The sequence below is a fragment of the Stenotrophomonas sp. PD6 genome, from assembly GCF_049199305.1.
Classification (GTDB): Bacteria; Pseudomonadota; Gammaproteobacteria; order Xanthomonadales; family Xanthomonadaceae; genus Stenotrophomonas.
The window spans coordinates 146,631-164,079 of sequence record NZ_JBLZQD010000003.1 but is presented as its reverse complement, the minus strand read 5'-3'; the positions used below and the strand labels follow the sequence as shown (position 1 = coordinate 164,079).

General features: G+C 68.5%; 16 protein-coding genes. 5 read left to right on the top strand and 11 right to left on the bottom strand.

Going from position 1 to position 17,449, the window contains the following annotated elements; all coding sequences use genetic code 11:
• Positions 1-6 precede the first annotated feature (6 nt).
• The gene (locus ACOZHM_RS06525; RefSeq protein ID WP_421568299.1) at positions 7-1,452 is read left to right on the top strand and encodes an FAD-dependent oxidoreductase; all 1,446 of its coding nucleotides are present in this window, start codon (positions 7-9) and stop codon (positions 1,450-1,452) included.
• 39 nt (positions 1,453-1,491) lie between these two features.
• Here ACOZHM_RS06525 and ACOZHM_RS06520 read toward each other — a convergent pair whose 3' ends face one another.
• A complete protein-coding gene (locus ACOZHM_RS06520; RefSeq protein ID WP_421568298.1) occupies positions 1,492-1,761 on the bottom strand; it encodes a hypothetical protein in 270 nt (89 codons plus the stop codon).
• Between the two features lie 232 nt (positions 1,762-1,993).
• Here ACOZHM_RS06520 and ACOZHM_RS06515 point away from each other — a divergent pair, with 232 nt between their 5' ends.
• On the top strand, positions 1,994-2,872 hold the full coding sequence (locus ACOZHM_RS06515; protein WP_421568297.1) for a methylglyoxal synthase: 879 nt from the start codon (positions 1,994-1,996) through the stop codon (positions 2,870-2,872).
• Between the two features lie 480 nt (positions 2,873-3,352).
• Here the strand turns inward: ACOZHM_RS06515 and ACOZHM_RS06510 are convergent, their stop codons facing one another.
• The 3 genes from ACOZHM_RS06510 to ttcA all read right to left on the bottom strand — a co-directional run bounded on the left by ACOZHM_RS06510 (position 3,353) and on the right by ttcA (position 6,112).
• Positions 3,353-4,132 (bottom strand): M48 family metallopeptidase, encoded by a 780-nt coding sequence (locus ACOZHM_RS06510; protein WP_421568295.1) that lies wholly within the window; start codon positions 4,130-4,132, stop codon positions 3,353-3,355.
• Between the two features lie 124 nt (positions 4,133-4,256).
• Positions 4,257-5,162: a recombination-associated protein RdgC gene (locus ACOZHM_RS06505; RefSeq protein ID WP_421568294.1), complete on the bottom strand. Its 906-nt coding sequence runs from the start codon at positions 5,160-5,162 to the stop codon at positions 4,257-4,259.
• A gap of 50 nt (positions 5,163-5,212) precedes the next feature.
• Complete coding sequence (gene ttcA, locus ACOZHM_RS06500) at positions 5,213-6,112, bottom strand: tRNA 2-thiocytidine(32) synthetase TtcA (RefSeq protein ID WP_421568293.1); 900 nt, start codon at positions 6,110-6,112, stop codon at positions 5,213-5,215.
• 96 nt (positions 6,113-6,208) lie between these two features.
• Here ttcA and ACOZHM_RS06495 point away from each other — a divergent pair, with 96 nt between their 5' ends.
• Complete coding sequence (locus tag ACOZHM_RS06495) at positions 6,209-6,412, top strand: YdcH family protein (RefSeq protein ID WP_421568292.1); 204 nt, start codon at positions 6,209-6,211, stop codon at positions 6,410-6,412.
• Between the two features lie 57 nt (positions 6,413-6,469).
• Here ACOZHM_RS06495 and plsB read toward each other — a convergent pair whose 3' ends face one another.
• From plsB to ACOZHM_RS06470, 5 genes are all read right to left on the bottom strand, one after another.
• Positions 6,470-9,181 (bottom strand): glycerol-3-phosphate 1-O-acyltransferase PlsB, encoded by a 2,712-nt coding sequence (plsB, locus tag ACOZHM_RS06490; RefSeq protein ID WP_421568291.1) that lies wholly within the window; start codon positions 9,179-9,181, stop codon positions 6,470-6,472.
• Positions 9,181-10,167, bottom strand: coding sequence for a hypothetical protein (locus ACOZHM_RS06485; protein WP_421568290.1), 987 nt, complete (start codon positions 10,165-10,167; stop codon positions 9,181-9,183). Before ACOZHM_RS06485 ends, plsB begins: the two co-directional genes overlap by 1 nt.
• A gap of 201 nt (positions 10,168-10,368) precedes the next feature.
• A complete protein-coding gene (locus ACOZHM_RS06480) occupies positions 10,369-11,190 on the bottom strand; it encodes a S1 family peptidase (protein ID WP_421568289.1) in 822 nt (273 codons plus the stop codon).
• A gap of 217 nt (positions 11,191-11,407) precedes the next feature.
• A complete protein-coding gene (pyrF, locus tag ACOZHM_RS06475; protein ID WP_421568287.1) occupies positions 11,408-12,127 on the bottom strand; it encodes an orotidine-5'-phosphate decarboxylase in 720 nt (239 codons plus the stop codon).
• Complete coding sequence (locus ACOZHM_RS06470) at positions 12,124-13,047, bottom strand: 5'-nucleotidase, lipoprotein e(P4) family (RefSeq protein ID WP_421568286.1); 924 nt, start codon at positions 13,045-13,047, stop codon at positions 12,124-12,126. Before ACOZHM_RS06470 ends, pyrF begins: the two co-directional genes overlap by 4 nt.
• A 110-nt stretch (positions 13,048-13,157) precedes the next feature.
• On the opposite strand from ACOZHM_RS06470, the gene ACOZHM_RS06465 reads away from it, so the two are divergent.
• Positions 13,158-13,820: a YceH family protein gene (locus ACOZHM_RS06465; protein ID WP_421568285.1), complete on the top strand. Its 663-nt coding sequence runs from the start codon at positions 13,158-13,160 to the stop codon at positions 13,818-13,820.
• Positions 13,821-14,048: 228 nt separating this feature from the next.
• Here the strand turns inward: ACOZHM_RS06465 and ACOZHM_RS06460 are convergent, their stop codons facing one another.
• Positions 14,049-14,591 (bottom strand): GNAT family N-acetyltransferase, encoded by a 543-nt coding sequence (locus tag ACOZHM_RS06460; RefSeq protein ID WP_421568284.1) that lies wholly within the window; start codon positions 14,589-14,591, stop codon positions 14,049-14,051.
• Between the two features lie 46 nt (positions 14,592-14,637).
• Positions 14,638-16,614, bottom strand: coding sequence for a UvrD-helicase domain-containing protein (locus ACOZHM_RS06455; protein WP_421568283.1), 1,977 nt, complete (start codon positions 16,612-16,614; stop codon positions 14,638-14,640).
• A gap of 108 nt (positions 16,615-16,722) precedes the next feature.
• On the opposite strand from ACOZHM_RS06455, the gene ACOZHM_RS06450 reads away from it, so the two are divergent.
• Positions 16,723-17,442 (top strand): hypothetical protein, encoded by a 720-nt coding sequence (locus ACOZHM_RS06450; RefSeq protein WP_421568282.1) that lies wholly within the window; start codon positions 16,723-16,725, stop codon positions 17,440-17,442.
• The last annotated feature ends 7 nt before the right edge of the window (positions 17,443-17,449 follow it).

The window sequence follows — 17,449 nt, the reverse complement described above, 5'->3', positions numbered from 1 at the left end:
CCCTACATGAGCCGCAAGCAAGCTTTCCAGTTCCTCGACCTGCCCCGGACGATGCCGCAGCGCATTCCGGTCGAACTGCGCACCTCCGGCGACTGGGGCGAGCTGTACGGCAAGTTCGGCAAGGAAGACGCCCAGTACCAGGCGGGTCGCTGCCTGGACTGCGGCAACCCGTACTGCAGCTGGAAGTGCCCGGTGCACAACGCCATTCCGCAGTGGCTGCAGCTGGTGCAGGAAAACCGCATCCACGAAGCGGCCACGCTGTGCCATTCCACCAACCCGCTGCCGGAAGTGTGCGGCCGGGTGTGCCCGCAGGACCGGCTGTGCGAAGGCAGCTGCACGCTGGAGGAATTCGGCGCGGTCACCATCGGTGCGGTGGAGAAGTACATCGTCGATACCGCGCTGGCCACCGGCTGGCGCCCAGACATGGCTGCCGTGGAATCCACCGGCAAGCGCGTGGCGGTGATCGGCGCCGGCCCGGCCGGACTGGCTTGCGCCGACCGGCTCGCCCACGCCGGCGTGCAGGCGGTGGTGTACGACCGCTATGAGCAGATCGGCGGCCTGCTGCAGTTCGGCATCCCTAGCTTCAAGCTCGACAAGTCGGTGATCAGCCTCCGCCGCAACGTGCTGGAAGGGATGGGCGTGCAGTTCCGGCTGGGCGTGGAGATCGGCCGCGACGTGGAGATGGATACGCTGCTGGCCGAGTACGACGCGGTATTCGTCGGCACCGGCGCCTATCGCTATACCGACGGTGGGCTGCCGGGGCAGGACCTGAAGAATGTGCTGCCGGCGTTGCCGTTCCTGGTCCAGAACAGCCGCATCGTCAGCGGCAGCGACGCGCATGGCCGGCCCATCGCCGGCTGGGAAGACACGCTTGCCCTGCCCGACCTGGAGGGCAAGCGCGTGGTGGTGCTGGGCGGTGGCGACACCGGCATGGACTGCGTGCGCAGCGCCGTTCGCCTGGGTGCGGCGCGCGTGACCTGTGCCTATCGTCGCGACGAGGCCAGCATGCCGGGCTCGGCACGCGAGGTCGCCAATGCACGCGAAGAAGGCGTGCGCTTCCTGTTCAACCGCCAGCCGTTGTCGATCGAAGCGGGCGCCGACGACGAGGCCATTGGCGTGACCGTGGTCGAGACCCAGCTGGGCGAACCGGATGCGCAGGGCCGCCGCAGCGCGGTGCCGATCGAGGGCAGCGAATCGCTGCTGGAGGCCGACGTGGTGATCATCGCGTTCGGCTTCTCGCCGAGCGTACCGGCCTGGCTCACCGCACAGGGCGTGGAGGCCGGCAACAACGGCCGCATCGTTGCCGGTGGCCAGGGCCGCCTGCCCTTCCAGACCGCCCACCCCAAGCTGTTCGCCGGCGGCGATGCGGTACGCGGTGCGGACCTGGTGGTGACGGCCGTGGCCGAAGGGCGCGATGCGGCGGCGTCCATCGTGGCGTTGATTACCGCGTAACGTCGGGGATGGCGCAGCCACCCATGGGGTGGCTCTACATCATGCGGCGCGCAGGCCGGCCCGCTCGATTTCCAGCGCCAACAGCAGCTCGATCTCATCCAGCTGGGCACGGATGCGCGCATTGCCCGCATCGTCGCCGTGGTCGCAGCCGATATGCGCGTCCAACATGCGGGCCAGGCCTGCCAGCAGCACGTCGGCATCGCCGCTGGCGGCATGGCGCAGCAGCCGGCCCAACGTGCGGATGCGGGCGCCGCGGTCGGTGGTCAGGGTCTGCACCGACGGCTGGGCGCGGGAAGCTGAGAGGGGCATGAGGGGACTGTCCTGATTGACGTGCTCGGGGGAGCAACTGTCGGCTATGGCCCGGTTTGCGGCTATGCAACTAATACGAATTGGCGTGAAGGGCTCAGATCGCGCAGCCACCCACGGGGTGGCTCTACCGGGATGGCAGCTGTAGAGCCACCCCATGGGTGGCTAAGCGGCGCCGGACACGCGCATGCACGACATAGAATGTCGCAATCGACCACACCTCCGGATGACTCCCATGCGCATCGGCCTGGCCGCCAACCGCCTGCACCACCACGACAAGCACGCCGCGCTGTTCCGCTGGCTCGGTGCCAGCGATGCTGGGCTGCGCGAGCTGGGGGTGGAGCTGCACGCGGTCGGGCGCACCTTCGACGCGATTCAGCGGCTGGGCTTCCTGCGCGATTTCCCGGCACTGCGGCGCTACCCGAACGGGCGCGAGGGGGGGCTGATGAAGCTGGTCGCAGAGGTTGTCGGCATGGGCACCCCCGAGCGCACCCTGGACGGTGCGATCTACCTGATGGATCCGGTCGACCCCTCCTCGGTATTCCCCGAGGCCACCGCACTCAAGCGCCAGTGCGTGATCCACGGCAAGCCCTTCATTTCCACCGTGGCGACGGCACGCGACTGGGTCGAGGTGGAGCGCATGCAGGCCGGCCTGGCCGCCGACCCGGGCGCGGACGACCTGCATGCCTTCGAACAGCACACGCTGGCGCTGATCGCCCACGATGCGATGAAGCCGGCGATGCTGGCCTTTGCAGATGAGCACTTCGAACTGCTGTCGCGCTTCCGCACCCGGGTGGGCACCGGCACCACCGGCCAGCGCCTCAACGAGCTGGCCTGGAGCCGCGGCTGGCCCGCCGACCAGGACTGGGTGACGCGCTACCAGAGCGGCCCGATGGGCGGCGACGCCCAGATCGCCGACCAGGTGCTGGAGGGCCGCTGCCAGCGCGCGATCTTCTTCGAGGACCCGCACGTGGCCCGCCAGCACGAGGCCGACATCCAGCTGCTGGAGCGCGCGGTCACCACCGTCACCGACCAGGCGGTGTGCATCACGGCCCCCCGCGTGGCCACGCGCTGGGCGCAGGCGGCCACCCTGCGCGCGCAGGCGTCGCGCTGAGAAGCGTATCGAAGGAACACGTTCACGGCCCCGGAACGAGCGCAGCCACGCATGGCGTGGCTCTACCAGCGCAATCGTCCTGCGCACGTAACGGGTCGTAGTGCCACGCCATGCGTGGCAACCGCGCGCAGCGCGGCACAACCCGCCGCAGCCGGATTGCCGCCGTTCCACGCATCGCGACCAACGTTTAGACCTTCCGAAGCCGCGTGTCAGACGTTCATGACCACGGAACGGAGCGCAGCCACGCATGGCGTGGCTCTACCAGCCCAATCGCCCTGTGCACGTAGCGGTTCGTAGAGACACGCCATGCGTGTCGACCGCGCGCAGCGCGGCACAACCTTCCGCAGCCGGATTGCCACCGTTCCAGGCATTGCGACCAACGTTTAGACCTAACGAAGCCGTGTGTCAGACGTTCATGACCACGGAACGGAGAGCAGCCACGCGCGGCGTGGCTCTACGACACATAGCAGGCGCCCGCACCTACAACAGCTGCCTAAGCATCGCCTTCAACCGCCGCCCTTCCACCTGGAAGTAGTCCCGCTCCTCACGCCACGCCGGGAAGCGCTGCTCCACTTCCGCCCAGAACGCCGCCGAGTGATTGGCCTGGATCAAATGGCAGAGCTCGTGCACCAGCACGTACTCGAACGCCGATGGCCGCCCCAGCACCAGGGCCAGATCCAGCGCCATGCTGCCATCGGGTGCCAGCGAGCCCCACTGCGAAGACATCACCTTCAGCCGCAGCCGCGCGGGTGCACGCGGCAGGCTGGGCAGGTAACGCGGCAACCATTGGCCGACATCGGCGCGCGTCTGTGCTTCGTAGAACTCGCGCAGCGCACGCTTCACCGTGGCATCGGTACCGCGTGCCGGCAGGTGCATGCACGCGCCATCGGCCTCCAGTTCCAGGCGCGCATAGCGCCCGGTGTCCCAGCGCAGCGGCAACAGTTCGCCGCGCAGCGGCAGCACCCCGGGTTCGCCGATCACCAGCGGCGGCGGCAGGTTCTGCGCCTGGTAATTGCGCAGCTGCGTGGACAACCAGTCGCGGTGCTGCTCGAGGAAACGTTCGCCCATCACCAGGCTCGCACGCGGCGGCAGGGTGAGGCGCACGCCACGCTCGTCGACGCTGAGCTTGATGCGGCGCGCACGCGGATCACGCACGCGCAGCACGTCGATCTCGGCATCCTCCAGGCGCAGGCGCACGGTATCGCGCTGCAGGGTGGGGGCGACGGCCGGGGAGATCAGGCGGCGGAGGAATCCGGGCATGGGTACAGCATAGCGCCGACGGCGCCCCGCAGATGACTGCGGGGCCACGGCGGTAGAGCGGGGCTCTGCCCCGCCATGGGACGGCCTGCAGCGGGGCAGAGCCCCGCTCTGCGGCCTTCCTCCGTCAGTCGGCCTTGCTGAGCTTGAAGGCCTCTTCCAACAGCAGGAACAGGCGGCGCACTTCGCCGCTCTGCAGGGCGAAGCGGGCATCCAGCTCCGCGCGGCGCCCGTCCTCGTCGGCGTGCTCGAGCTGGTCCAGCGCGCCGTCCAGGAATTTCAGCTTGCGCACGATCAGGTCGTCGCCCAGCACGAAGGACAGGTTGTCCTCGAACACCAGGGCCAGCTTGGTCACCTGCTTGCCGGCGTCCAGGTGCTTGTCGATCTCCTCGCAGCGCAGCTCCTGGTGCTGGCACTTGACCACGGCACCGCCCTCGGCCGGGTCCTTCATCTCGCACTCCTCGCCCAGGCTCAGCCCGGTGGGGAGCGGCTCACCGGCGATCCAGCCGGTCAGGATCGAGCGCGGCGCCACTTCGGCGTTCAGCGGCATGGCCGGGAAGCTGCCGAGCAGGCCGCGGATGTCGGACATCATGTTCTCGCCCTTCTTGCTGCTCGAACAGTCCACCGCCACGTAACCATGGGTCAGGTCGATCAACGCATCGGTGCGCGAGCTCTTCACGAAGGCGCGCGGCATCAGCTCGTGCAGCAGGTCGTCTTTCAGACGCTTGCGTTCGCGGCCGCCGGGCTTGCGCCCTTCCTTCTCTTCGATCTCTTCCAGCTTGCGCGCCAGCAGGTCGTTGACCACCGCGCCCGGCAGGATCTTGTCCTCACCACCCACGGTCAGCCACAGCGCGTCGCCCACGCGGTGCGAGAACACGGCCTTCTCTTCGCGGCCGAACGGGGAAATGAAACCGCGCGAATTCATTTCGAGCGGGCCAACCGGCTTGAGCAGTACCTGCGGCAGCAGGGTGTCGACTTCGGAGAAATCCGTGGCGGTCGGGAAGCGGAACAGCGTCAGGTTGCGAAAGAACATGGAATTCCGGAGTAAAGGTGTGAAAGGGAGGGAGCGGTCGACGGCGTGGCTCAGGCCAGGCCGGCATCATCGCCCGAATCGGATGCCCCGTCGGCCCAGGCCGTCGGAGCGCTGGGCGGTGCCGCAGTGCGGCCCAGCGCCAGGAAATCAAACAGTGCCGGGTCGGCCAGCTGCGAGGGGTGGATGTTGCCCAGCGCGCGTGCGATCTGGTCGATGCGGCCCGGATGCAGGTGCTCCCACTGCTGCAGCATCTGCGCCACCTGGCGGCGCCGCAGGTTGTCCTGGCTCCCACACAGGGTGCATGGAATGATCGGAAACCCGCGCGCCTGCGCATGCGCCTGGATGTCGGCTTCGCTGACATAGGCCAGCGGGCGGATCACCACGTGCCGGCCATCGTCGCTGCGCAGTTTCGGCGGCATCGCCGACAGCTTGGCGTGGTGGAACAGGTTGAGGAAGAACGTGGCCACGCTGTCGTCGCGATGGTGGCCGAGCGCGATCTTGGTGAAGCCATGCTCGGCGGCGTGCCGGTACAGCGCACCGCGACGCAGGCGCGAACACAGCGAACACATCGTGCGCCCTTCCGGGATCACCCGGCTGACCACCGAATAGGTGTCCTGTTCGATGATCTGGTACGGCACGCCGATGCCGGCGAGGTACTCGGGCAGCACGTGCGCGGGAAACCCCGGCTGCTTCTGGTCCAGGTTCACCGCGACCAGCTCGAACGCCACCGGGGCTTTCTTCTGCAGCTGCAACAGCACGTCCAGCAGGGTGTAGCTGTCCTTGCCACCGGACAGGCAGACCATGACCCGGTCACCGGCCTCGATCATGCCGAAATCGGCGATCGCCTGGCCCACCTGCCGACGCAACCGGCGTGACAGTTTGTCGCGCGCGGCGTCATCGTCGCGGCTGGCGCGACGGACGGGATCTGGCAACGGCAGGACGGCGGGCATCCCGCCATTCTACCGGCTCGCATCGTCCCTCACCGGTACCGCGAAGTGACTGCGTTCACTCCCGGGCGTCGTCGCGGATGTGTATGCTGCGTCTCTGTGGACACCTTCACGCCCGAGCAGATCAGCAGCCGCCTTGCCGTCCTTCGGCGGGAGCATCGTGAGCTGGACGAGGCGATCCAGCGCATGGCCGCCAACGGCGACGACGAGCTGGAAGCCAAGCGCCTGAAGCGACGCAAGCTGCAGCTCAAGGACTGCATCGCCAAGCTGGAAGACATGCTGATTCCGGACGAGCCGGCGTAGGGACACGCCATGCGTGTCCGAGCGGAATGCGGCGACCACGAATGATCGCCGCTGCGGTCAATCCGCGGCGACCGGTTCCTCGGGTTTTGCCGCTTCCGGGCTGACCCGCTCGATCGTGTGGCGCAGCTCGCGGCCCAGGATGAACTTGGCATCCTTCGCCCAGGCGTCCAGGCGCGCGTCGAACAGCAGCTTGCTGTTCTCGTCCGGCCATACCAGGCGCAGCTCGCGCAGCTTCTGGATGAAGCCACGGAACAGCGTGCGGTCGAAGAACTCCGGTGCGGCCGGTGCGTAGAGCAGGCTCAGGCGCTGTGCGGCCTGCTGGCACAGGCTTTCCAGTTCGGCCGCGCCCAGCGTGCCCGGGCCGTTCTTCACCAACACAGAAATGGCGATGTAATAGCGCTCGAACGCCTGCTGCAGCGAATGGCCGATCGCACGCAGGCGGAATACTTCGTCGGTCTGCCCGGTGTTGCGCGCCAGGATGCCGCCATCGTCGTCGTTGACGTTCTGCAGCAGGCCTTCGCGCACGAACACGTTGATGGTCTGCTCGATACGCTGGGCGAACTGGTCCTCGTCCCACGGCAGGAACAGCTCGGCCTGCAGGAACGGGTACACGGTGCGGCCCAGCTGGACCAGGCCGGTACGGCTCATGCGACGGTTGTTCTGGAAGCAGCACGCCACCCACGACGACGCCGTGAACAGGTGGATGACGTTGTTGCGGAAGTAGCTGAGCAACACCGCGGTGTCACCGCTCACACTCAGCACATCACCCAGCGGGTGCTTGATGCGGGTGAGGACGTTGATTTCCTCGGCGTGGGCGATGATCCGCTCCGGCGAATGCGGCGTGACCGTGACCCGGTCCGAATACGGCATCTCGACCAGCAGGGTCTTGCACAGCTCGATCTGCGCGATCAGGTCGGCCTCGCCCATGGCGTGTTTGGGCGTGGACAGCAGCGCCAGGGCCAGCAGGTTGATCGGGTTGACGTCGGCGGCGCCGTTGATGTGCACCTGGATGCGTTCGGCCAGGTGGTCGACCGTGCCCGACAGCCAGCTGGGCTTCTCGTCTTCGCCCACCGGCGCGCCGTCCCATTCCGGGGCCTGGCGGGCCAGCACGTCGTTGAGCGCAATGGGTTCGCCGAAGTTCACCACGACCTGGCCGTAGTTCTGCTTGAGCACCTTCGGGATCGACCACAGCAGCGACCAGATCGATTCCTTTTCCTTGGGCCGGCCACTCAGCTCGTCCAGGTAGCTGCCGCCTTCCATCAGCTTTTCATAGCCGATGTAGACCGGCTGGAACAGCACCGGCTTGCGCGGCTGGCGCAGGAACGCGCGCAGCGTCATCGAGATCATGCCGCCCTTGGGCTGCAGCAGGCGCCCGGTACGCGAGCGGCCGCCTTCGACGAAGTACTCGATCGAGTAGCCGCCGGCGACCAGCTGCGCCACGTATTCGCTCAGCACGGCCGAATACAGCGCGTTGCCACGGATCGACCGGCGGATGAAGAACGCGCCGCCCTTGCGCAGCAGCGTGCCCACCACCGGCAGGTTCAGGTTGATGCCGGCCACGATGTGCGGCGGCACGATGCCACGGTCGTACAGCAGGTAGGACAGCAACAGGTAATCCATGTGGCTGCGGTGGCTGGGTACGTACACCACTTCATGGCCCGGCGCGGCGGCCTTGAACTTGTCCAGGTGGTGGACCAGCACGCCGGCGTAGATGCGGTTCCACACGTGGCTGAGCATGAAGCTGGCCGAGCGCACCACCGGGCTGGAATAGTCCGCGGCGATTTCCCAGGCGTAGGCATGCGCCTTCTTCCAGGCATCGGCCGGCTTGGTGTTGTCGCGCTTGGCCTGCGAGGCGATGGCCTCGCGCACCGTGTCCGCTTCCAGCACCTTGTCCACCAGCAGGCGGCGGGTGGACAGGTCCGGGCCGATCACCGACTCGCGGATGCGGCGGAAATGCGTGCGCAGCACCCGCTGCAGCTTGCGTACCGTGCGCTCGGGGTCCAGCCCCTCGTTGATCGTGCTGCGCAGCGAGATCGGCGGGGCGAAGCGCACGATGGTGCTGCGGCCATTGAGCAGCACGGCCAGCAGGCGGCGGAAGCGGCCCACCAGCGCCCAGTTTTCCGAGAACAGCACGGCAAACCAGCCGCTCTGCTTGTCCGGCGCGCGGCCGACGAAGATCGACACCGGCACCAGATGCACGTCCAGCTCATCGCGCGCGCGATGAGCCTGCAGCACCTTGGCCAGCGAATCGGAATGGGTCTTGGCCCCGCGCTGCTCGGGAATCAGCGAGTTGCTGCTGCTCCGGCGCGACAGCGCCACGTAGGCGCGCTTGCGACCGGTAGGGTCGCCGGCAATGGGCACCAGCGGCGACGGCAGGCCCGCGTCACGGCAGGCCTTGTCCAGGATCAGCGCGTTGGACAGACCGTAGTCCTCCAGCACGTAGACCACGGGGCGGCCGTCGTTGTACTGGCCGGGGTGTTCGGGTTCGATCTTCAGCGACAGCCACGGCTCGACCAGGCGGCCCAGCAGGCGCGCCCACCAGGGGCGGCGGCCGGCCGGCACATACGCGGCAGCGGTGGGCGTCGGTACGATCGCGCCCGGATCGGCTGCATGCGGGTCGGTCGCACCCGGTGCGGCGGACGCAGGCGCCGCCTCGGCGGCCGGATCTGCACCGGGCGCGCTGTCGGGCGACGCGGACGGTGCGTCCGGCGTCTTGGGCGGCTCTTCGCCGGGGAAAGGCAGGGGATTCTGGTTCGGCATCGGCTTCATTATGGCTTAGCCGGTGCAGGAGCAGCGTCCTTGACGGGGGCGGCGGCCTCTGCTTCGGCGGCTACCGTGGCGTCATGTTCAGCTTGCGCGGCGGCCGCGGCCGTGGCGGCATCGGCCGCCTGCAGCAGCGCGTCGGTCTCTTCCAGCGTGCGCGCCAGATACCAATGCCCATCGCGGCGGGTCATCCGCACCTGGGCCTCGATCTGCTCGCCCGCCAGCGGGTACTGGATCCTGACCACGGCGTTGTCGCCCTCCTGGGAGACCAGTTCGCCACGCAGCCCGGTCAGGGCCGCGTCCAGCGACAGCCCATAGCTGGCCAAGGCGGTCTTGAACGCCTTCTCGAACGTCCCCAGCCGGCGCAGGCAGTCTTCCATGCCCGCCGCCTGCAGCTGGGCGTCGGTGGAGAGGCCGCTGGTGCGCGCGGTGGCGGTCAGCAGGGTGATGGTGGTCCGGGCGCGCTGCTTGTCGGTCAGCGGCGCGGCGGCGGCCCAGCGGCTGAGCACGTCCACCACCTGGCTGTAGTGGGCGCGTTCGTCTGCGGTGTAGTCGGTCTGGTTGCGCAGGTACTGCACCCCGAACAGGCCCATGGAATGGGCGGCCTGGCGCACGCCGGTGGCCTGGCCCGCGATCTGGGTATCGAACGAACGCTGCAGGCGCTGCGGTGCATCGGGCGCGGACAGGGCCGCCATCATCGGCAGCAACTGGCCATCCAACGGCAGATCGGTGAGCGGCCAGCGGCTGTGCCCGTCGGCCCAGGCCGCCTGCAACCGGGCGTACTGCGCCGGCGGCACCGACGCCTTGGCATACGCCACCAGGTCGTTGTCGGCCACATGGCGCGCCAACTGCTGCAACGCGGCCACCGGTTCGGCGGCGGGCGCATCCGGATCGATCCGGTCACCCTTGCAGGCCGACAGCAGCACCAGTCCACAGAGTGAGAGCGACAGCACCCAGGGTCGGTAACGCCCCGGCATCAACGGCATGGACATGAATTCGGACTCCCCGGACCGGTCCGCATCTTGCGGCCTGCGCTGCGCAGCGGCAAGCCGGTGCCCGCGGCCAGGGGCCTCACCCAGGACCAAGCCATTGAAAAACCTGGATAACAGCGGCGGGCGACGAACTGCCGCGGTCAAGGAAGGGGCCGCCCCCTCGCGGGGCCGGCCCCGGTCACGACCGAGCGCTACAGGCCTTCAGTCACGGGTCCAGGTGGCCTGCAGGAAATCCCGCACATAGCCCCCCGACAGGCGCGCGTAAACGCCGGGCGCCCCGGCCTGCGCGCACCCCTCGCCCCAGCTGACCGTGCCCAGCACCGTCCACCGGCCGCCCCGCTGCACCATCAGCGGACCGCCGGAATCGCCCTGGCAGCTGTCCAGGCCTTCGGCGCCGGCACAGATCACGGTGCCGGCCTGCACACCCGGGTAGGCCGCCTTGCAGGCGTTGAACGGCACGAACGGGACCTGCACGGTCTGCAGGGCGGTCGGCAGCGGGGCGTCCGGGTGCCCGGTCACCCCCCAGCCAATGACGGTGAAGCCCCGCCCGGGCCGCAGGTAGCTGGTGTCGCCGCCCAGCAGCGGGTCGGCCGGTTCGAGGCGGGTGATGGGGCGCTTGAGCTGGATCAGTGCCACATCGTTGACCAGCCCGCGCGACTCGAAGGCGGGGTGCACGTGGATGGCCTTCACGTTCGACACGCGGCGGCGCGGGGTGTCCTCCAGCCGGGTCTGGCCGACCAGCACGGTGAACCCGGCCGGTGCCTGGCCGGCCACGCAGTGCGCGGCGGTGAGCACCCATGACGGTGAGATCAGGGTGCCCCCGCACCAGTGCCGCGCGTGGTCCGAGTCGCCCCGTCCCAGCTGCTGCAGGCTGGCCATGAAGGGGTATTCCCCCGGTGGGGCATCGGTACCGCCGATGATGCGCGGCGCATGACCGTCCAGCGGCGGGGTGGCCGCGGCGGACAGGGACAGGGTGGAGAAGATCAGGCCGACAACCCAGGCCGGTTGGTAACGGTTACGCATACAGCAACTCCTTTGCGGTGAGTGGAATCGAACGGCACGCGGCCGGTGGCTCGCGCCAGGTCGATTCGACGGCAAAGGAGGCGGATCAACTGCGTCGCGGGTCCCGTTTCACCCGCAGAAACAGGGAGCCAGCGATTGATGGATGCATTTCTGCGAACGGGCGCATGGCGGCATCGAGACGGGGGTCCGTCCCGATGCGCAGTGTGTCCGCAATCGATCAGCGCAGGGCGCTGCGGATCTCCGCCTGGATCGCCAGGGCGGCGGCGCGCGGGTCGCTGGCCAGGCGGATCGGGCGACCGACCACGATGGCATCGGCACCGTCGGCGAAGGCCTGGGCCACCCCCACGGTGCGCTTCTGGTCGTCGCCGACCGGCCCACCGGGACGGATGCCCGGACACACGATCGAGAACCCGGCACCGGTGGCGGCGCGGATCGGCCCTGCTTCCTGGCCCGAGGCGATGACGCCGTCGATGCCGGCGGCCTGGGCGGCCAGCGCACGCTCCACCACCACATCCACCGGCTCGCGGTCGATGCCCATGCCGCGCAGGTCATCGCGCCCCATCGAGGTCAGCACGGTGACCGCCAGCAGGCGCATGTCGCTGCTGTTGGCGGCCGCGCAGGCCTCCATCATGGCCGGGTGCCAGCCGTGGATGGTGGCGTAGCTGACCGGCCACTCCGACAGCCGCCTGATCACCGCGGCGGCGGTGGCCGGAATGTCGAAGAACTTCAGGTCGACGAACACGCGCTTGTCGCGCGCGGCCAGGGCGTCGAGCACCTGGAAGTACTCGCCCGACGCCAGCAGTTCCATGCCGATCTTGTAGAACGACACCGCGTCGCCCAGCCGGTCCACCCAGGCCAGCGCGTCCTCGCGCCCCGGCACGTCGAGCGCGAAGATCAGGCGTTCGTCCTCACGCAGCGGCAGCGGGGCGCGGCTCACGGCGCGTAATCCAGCGCCGCGCGCTTGGCATCGTGGCGGGCCTGGCGCGACTGGCTGTAATCGTTGTTGAACTGCGCCGGCTCGAAGCCGCCGTAGGTCGGGTTGGGCAGCATCCACCAGCGCTCGCCGAACCAGTCGTGGTACTGCTGCTGCAGGGCGTCGCGCGCGTCGTTGGTGTTGGCGGTGACTTCCACGAAGTCGCCCAGCTGGTCGCCGAACTGCATCAGCACGCGGTAGTTCTGCCCGGCCAGGCGGCGGCGGCAGTTCTTCTCGCTGCCGTTCTGCTCGCAGTCCTTGACCACGGTGCCCAGGCCCAGGAACACGCTGTCATCGGCCACCGGCAGGCCCTCGGCGCGCAGGTTGGCCAAGGTGGCCTCCTTCAGATGCACGGCGCGGTTGGAGATGTACAGCAGGGTCACGCCCTTGGCGTTGGCGGCCTTGGCGAAGTCGACCACGCCCGGAATGGCCTTGGCCTTCTTTTCGGCTACCCACTGGTCCCAGCTCATTTCGTCGTACTCGCCACCGTCGCGCACCAGGCGCGCCTGGTAGGGCGAGTTGTCCAGCACGGTTTCGTCCACGTCCAGCACCACGGCCGGCTTCAAACCCTTGGCGGCGTTGCCGCGCTCTTCGGGCACCAGCGCATCCCAGTTGGCTTCCTTCAGCGCCTTGTCCAGGTGGTCGGCGGCGGCACGGTAGGTCTGCTCGGTGATCGCCCGGTATTCCTGCGAACGCTGCATCCACAGCACGGCGTTGAGGTTGTCGTTGGCGGCGACGGCGGCATCGCCGGTGGCGGCCGGCGCGGCGGTGGCCGCAGCAGGCGCCGGGGCCGCAGCTTCGGCGGGGGTTTCGGTGCGCTTGCACGCACCCAACGCCATCACGGCACAGGCAAGCACGGACAGGGAAACAGCGGTATGACGCATGGGAATCACCAGAACTGAGTGGCGCCAGTTTACCGGCTTGGCCGCCTGCGTTCATGCCCGGCACGGGCCTCGGCTATGCTGCATGCCCCAGAAACACCCCGGAGCGCCGCATGACCGACGACACCCAGACCCCCGCCCTGCCCGTGCTCAGCGCGGCCCAGGCCCGCGCCCTGGGCTGCCTGATCGAGAAGGAGGCCACCACCCCGGACGCCTACCCGCTCACCGTCAATGCCGCCCAGGTCGCCGCCAACCAGAAGACGGCCCGCGAGCCGGTGCTGCAGCTGTCGACCGGCGATGTGCACCATGCACTGCGCCAGCTGGAGACGATGGGCCTGGCCCGCCAGCAGTTCTCCTCGCGCGCCGAGCGCTATGAACACCGCGCCGGCAGTGCGCTGGATCTGACCCGGCAGCAGTTGGCGATCCTGGGCCTGTTGCTGCTGCGTGGCCCGCAGACCGTCAACGAGCTGCTCACCCGCAGCGAGCGTCTGTTCCAGTTCCAGGACGCGGACGAACTGCGCCACCACGTGGAGCGCATGATCCAGCGTGGCCTGGCGGTGCTGCTGCCGCGTGCGGGCGGCCAGCGCGAGGACCGTTACATGCACCTGCTGGCCGGCCCGGTGGACGTGCAGGCGTTGGCCGAGCAGTACAAGTCAGCGCCCGCGAGTGGCGGCGGCGGCAACGCTGCACTGGAAGCGCGCGTGCAGGCGCTGGAAACCACGGTGGCCACGCTGCAGGAACAGCTGGCGGAACTGCGCGCGCAGCTGGGCGGCTGAAGAGCAGCCGGGCAGCTGAAGAGCAGCCGGGCAGAGCCCGGCTCTACGGCGTCCGCGACCCGGCTGGACGAAGCCACAACGCCATCGTCCTGTGCACGTAACAATTCGTAGTGACACGCCATGCGTGTCAACCGCGCAACGCGCGGCACAAGTCACCGGGCACGCACAACCGCAGGCGTCGGCGAATTCCCCGACGTTGAACCCCAACCGAAGCCGCCCGTCAGGCGTTCATGCCCCCACCACCGCCGGCGCGCCCGGCGTGGCGAACAGCAGCAGCACTTCTTCATCGCGCGGCGCCGGCAGACGCAGGTCGCCGCGGTCTTCCATGCCCAGCTTGCGCAGCAGCGCGGCCGAACGCAGGTTTTCCGGCGCCACGATGCCGTACAGGTCCGGATAACCGAGCACGTCGCGGGCGTAGTGCATCACCGCGCGCGCGGCTTCCAGCGCGTACCCGTTGCCTTCGTACTGCGCCCGCAGCGCATAGCCCACATCCGGTGCCGGCAAGCCATCGCGGCGCACCAGCCCGGCGTTGCCCAGCCACGCACCATCGCTGCGCCGGATGACCGCGTACATCCCGAACCCGTTGAGCGTGTAGCTGCCCAGCACGCGTTCGGCAGTGTAGTCGCGCGCCTGCGTCAGCGTGCGTACGCCGCGGTCGGCGATATGGCGGATGAAGCCGGGTTCGTTGAGCAGGGCCAGCATGTCGGCGGCATCGTGATCGGGATCGATCAGGCGCAAATGCAGGCGGTCGGTCTGGATCAGGGCGGACATGGCGTCCCTCGCAGGCTGGAATAGGACGATTGTGCAGCCGCCCCCCTCAATCGAACAACGCCTCGATCGCCGCCAGCCCCGCGCTCGCGCGCTCCTTCTTGCGCGCGGCGTCAGCCACCGGGTCGGCGCCGTCGCGCTGCATTTCCTCGGCGGGAATCTCGTCGAAGAAGCGGCTGGGCTTGAGCCGGATGTGTTCGCCGAACTTGCGGGTGAGCTTGCTGTAGCTCATCCACAACTGCACCTTGGCACGGGTGATGCCGACGTACAGCAGCCGGCGCTCTTCCTGCAGGTTGCCTTCGTCCAGGCTGACCTGGTGCGGCAGCACGCCGTCTTCGCAGCCGATGATGAACACGTACGGGAATTCCAGGCCCTTGGACGCGTGCATGGTCATCATGCGCACCTGGTTGCCGCCATCGTCCTTGTCGTTGCGCGACAACAGCGCCAGCTGCGCGGCCAGGTCGGCGGTGGTGGCGCCACGCGGGCCGCCCTCGAACCATTGCGCCAGTTCTTCCAGGTTGCCGACGCGGCGCTGGTACACCGATTCTTCCTTGCACGCCCCGCGCAGCTCGGACACCAGGCCGGAGTCCTTCACCAGCTTGCGCACCAGGTCACCGGAGCTGAGCTTGGGCATTTCCGCGCGCAGGTCGCGCAGGATGTCGGTGAAGCGGCTCAGGCCATTGGCCGCGCGCGGCGGCAGCTGCGACAGCGCGCCGATCGCCTCGGCGGCATGCGCCATCGGCAGGTCCTTGTCCGACGCCAGTTCCGCCAGCTTGGCCAGGGTGCCGGCACCTACCTCACGCTTGGGCGACTGCACCGCACGCATGAAGGCGGTGTCGTCGTCCGGGTTCACCAGCAGGCGCAGCCACGACAGCGTGTCCTTCACTTCCTGGCGTTCCAGGAACGCGGTGCCACCGGTGATGTGGTACGGCGCGCGCACCAGCTGCAGCGCCTTTTCCAGCGGCCGCGACTGGAAGTTGCCGCGGAACAGGATGCAGAAGTCGCTCCACGGAATCTGCTTGGAGGTGGCCAGATAGGAAATCTCGGCCGCGACCTTTTCCGCTTCGTGTTCGCTGTTGCGGCACTCCCACACGCGGATGCGTTCGCCGTCGGCCTGGTCGCTCCACAGCTTCTTGAGGTGCTCGTGCGGGTTGTTGGCGATCAACGCGTTGGCCGCGCGCAGCACGCGGTTGGAGCAGCGGTAATTCTGCTCCAGCTTGATGATTTCCAGCGCGGGATAGTCGCGCGCCATCTGCTGCAGGTTTTCCGGGTTCGCGCCGCGCCAGGCGTAGATGGACTGGTCGTCGTCGCCCACGCAGGTGAAGTTGCCCACGCTGCCGGCCAGCTGCTTGAGCAGCCGGTACTGCGCGTCATTGGTGTCCTGGCATTCGTCGACCAGCAGATAGCCGATGCGCTCGCGCCAGGCCAGCGCGATCTCCGGGTTTTCTTCCAGTACCTGCACCGGCAGCCGGATCAGGTCATCGAAGTCCACCGCGTTGAACGCGCTCAGGCGCAGCTGGTAGCGCTCGTAGACGCTGGCCGCTTCCTTCTCGCGGTTGCTGCGCGCGGCCGCCATCGCCTGTTCCGGCGACAGGCCGGCGTTCTTCGCACGCGAGATCAGATTCTTCACGTCCTCGATGTCGTCCGGCTTGGCGCCGTACATCAGGTCCTTGACCTGCGAGGTGGAATCGTCGGCATCGAAGATCGAGAAGCCACGCTTGAGACCGACCGCGGCGTGTTCGATCTGCAGGAACTTCAGCCCCAGCGCATGGAAGGTGCAGATGGTGACGTCTTCGGCGTCGCCACCATGCAGCCGCTTGGCCACACGCTCGCGCATTTCCTTGGCGGATTTGTTGGTGAAGGTGATCGCCGCGATCCGCCGCGCCGGGTAGCGCTTGCTGGCAATCAGCTGGGCGATCTTTTCCACGATCACACGCGTCTTGCCGCTGCCCGCGCCCGCAAGCACCAGCAGGGGACCTTCGCAGTGCAGGACTGCCGCGCGTTGGGGGGGATTGAGACCGTGCATGCCATCTCCGGGGATGGGCCATTGTAGCGGGCCTGCCGGGCGGTCGATCCGGTTGACGCCGCCACCGGCAGCCGGTATTGAGGACGTCACGAGCCAGGGAGGTGCAACGTGAACAGAAACGACGGTTATCGATGGATCTGGGGGATAGTCACGGCCCTGGCCGTGTCGCCCGTGTTGGCCCAGCCGGTAGTGGCAGACCTGAGCGCCCGGGAAGTGCTGAGCAGCCCGGCGTTCATGGCCAACCACCCGGATATGCGCTACCGCCAGCAGGGCCACGACGCCCAGGTGGCAGGGCGCCTGGAAGAGGCGCGTGGCCTGTTCCAGGCGGCGGCGCGCTATGCCGACAAGCTTTCGCAGGCGGCCCTGGCCGAGATGTGGTGGAACGGCAAGGGTGGCCCGGCTGACCGCGCCATCGGCTATGCGTGGATGGATCTGGCCGCCGAACGCGGCACCCCGTTCCTGCTGGCCCAGCGCGAGCGGTACTGGGCCGCGCTGGATCCGGCCGAGCGGCAGCGCGCGGTCAGCGAAGGGCGGGCACTGTACGTGCAGTACGGTGATCCGGTCGCCCAGCCCCGGCTGGAGCGCGAGCTGCGCGCCGGGTTGCGCAACGTGACCGGCAGCCGCACCGGCTCGGTGCCGCGGATGGAACTGTACGTGCGCGAGCACCGCGGCGCCCGGACCGTGGACGCCGACGCGTTCTATCGGGACGAGTACTGGAAGCCGACGCAGTACTGGCAATGGAAGGACCAGGAGCTGGCCCGCGCCGGCGGAGCCAGCGGCACCGTGGATGTCGGCCCGGCCACCACCGTTGGCAACCCCATCGACTAAAATCCCT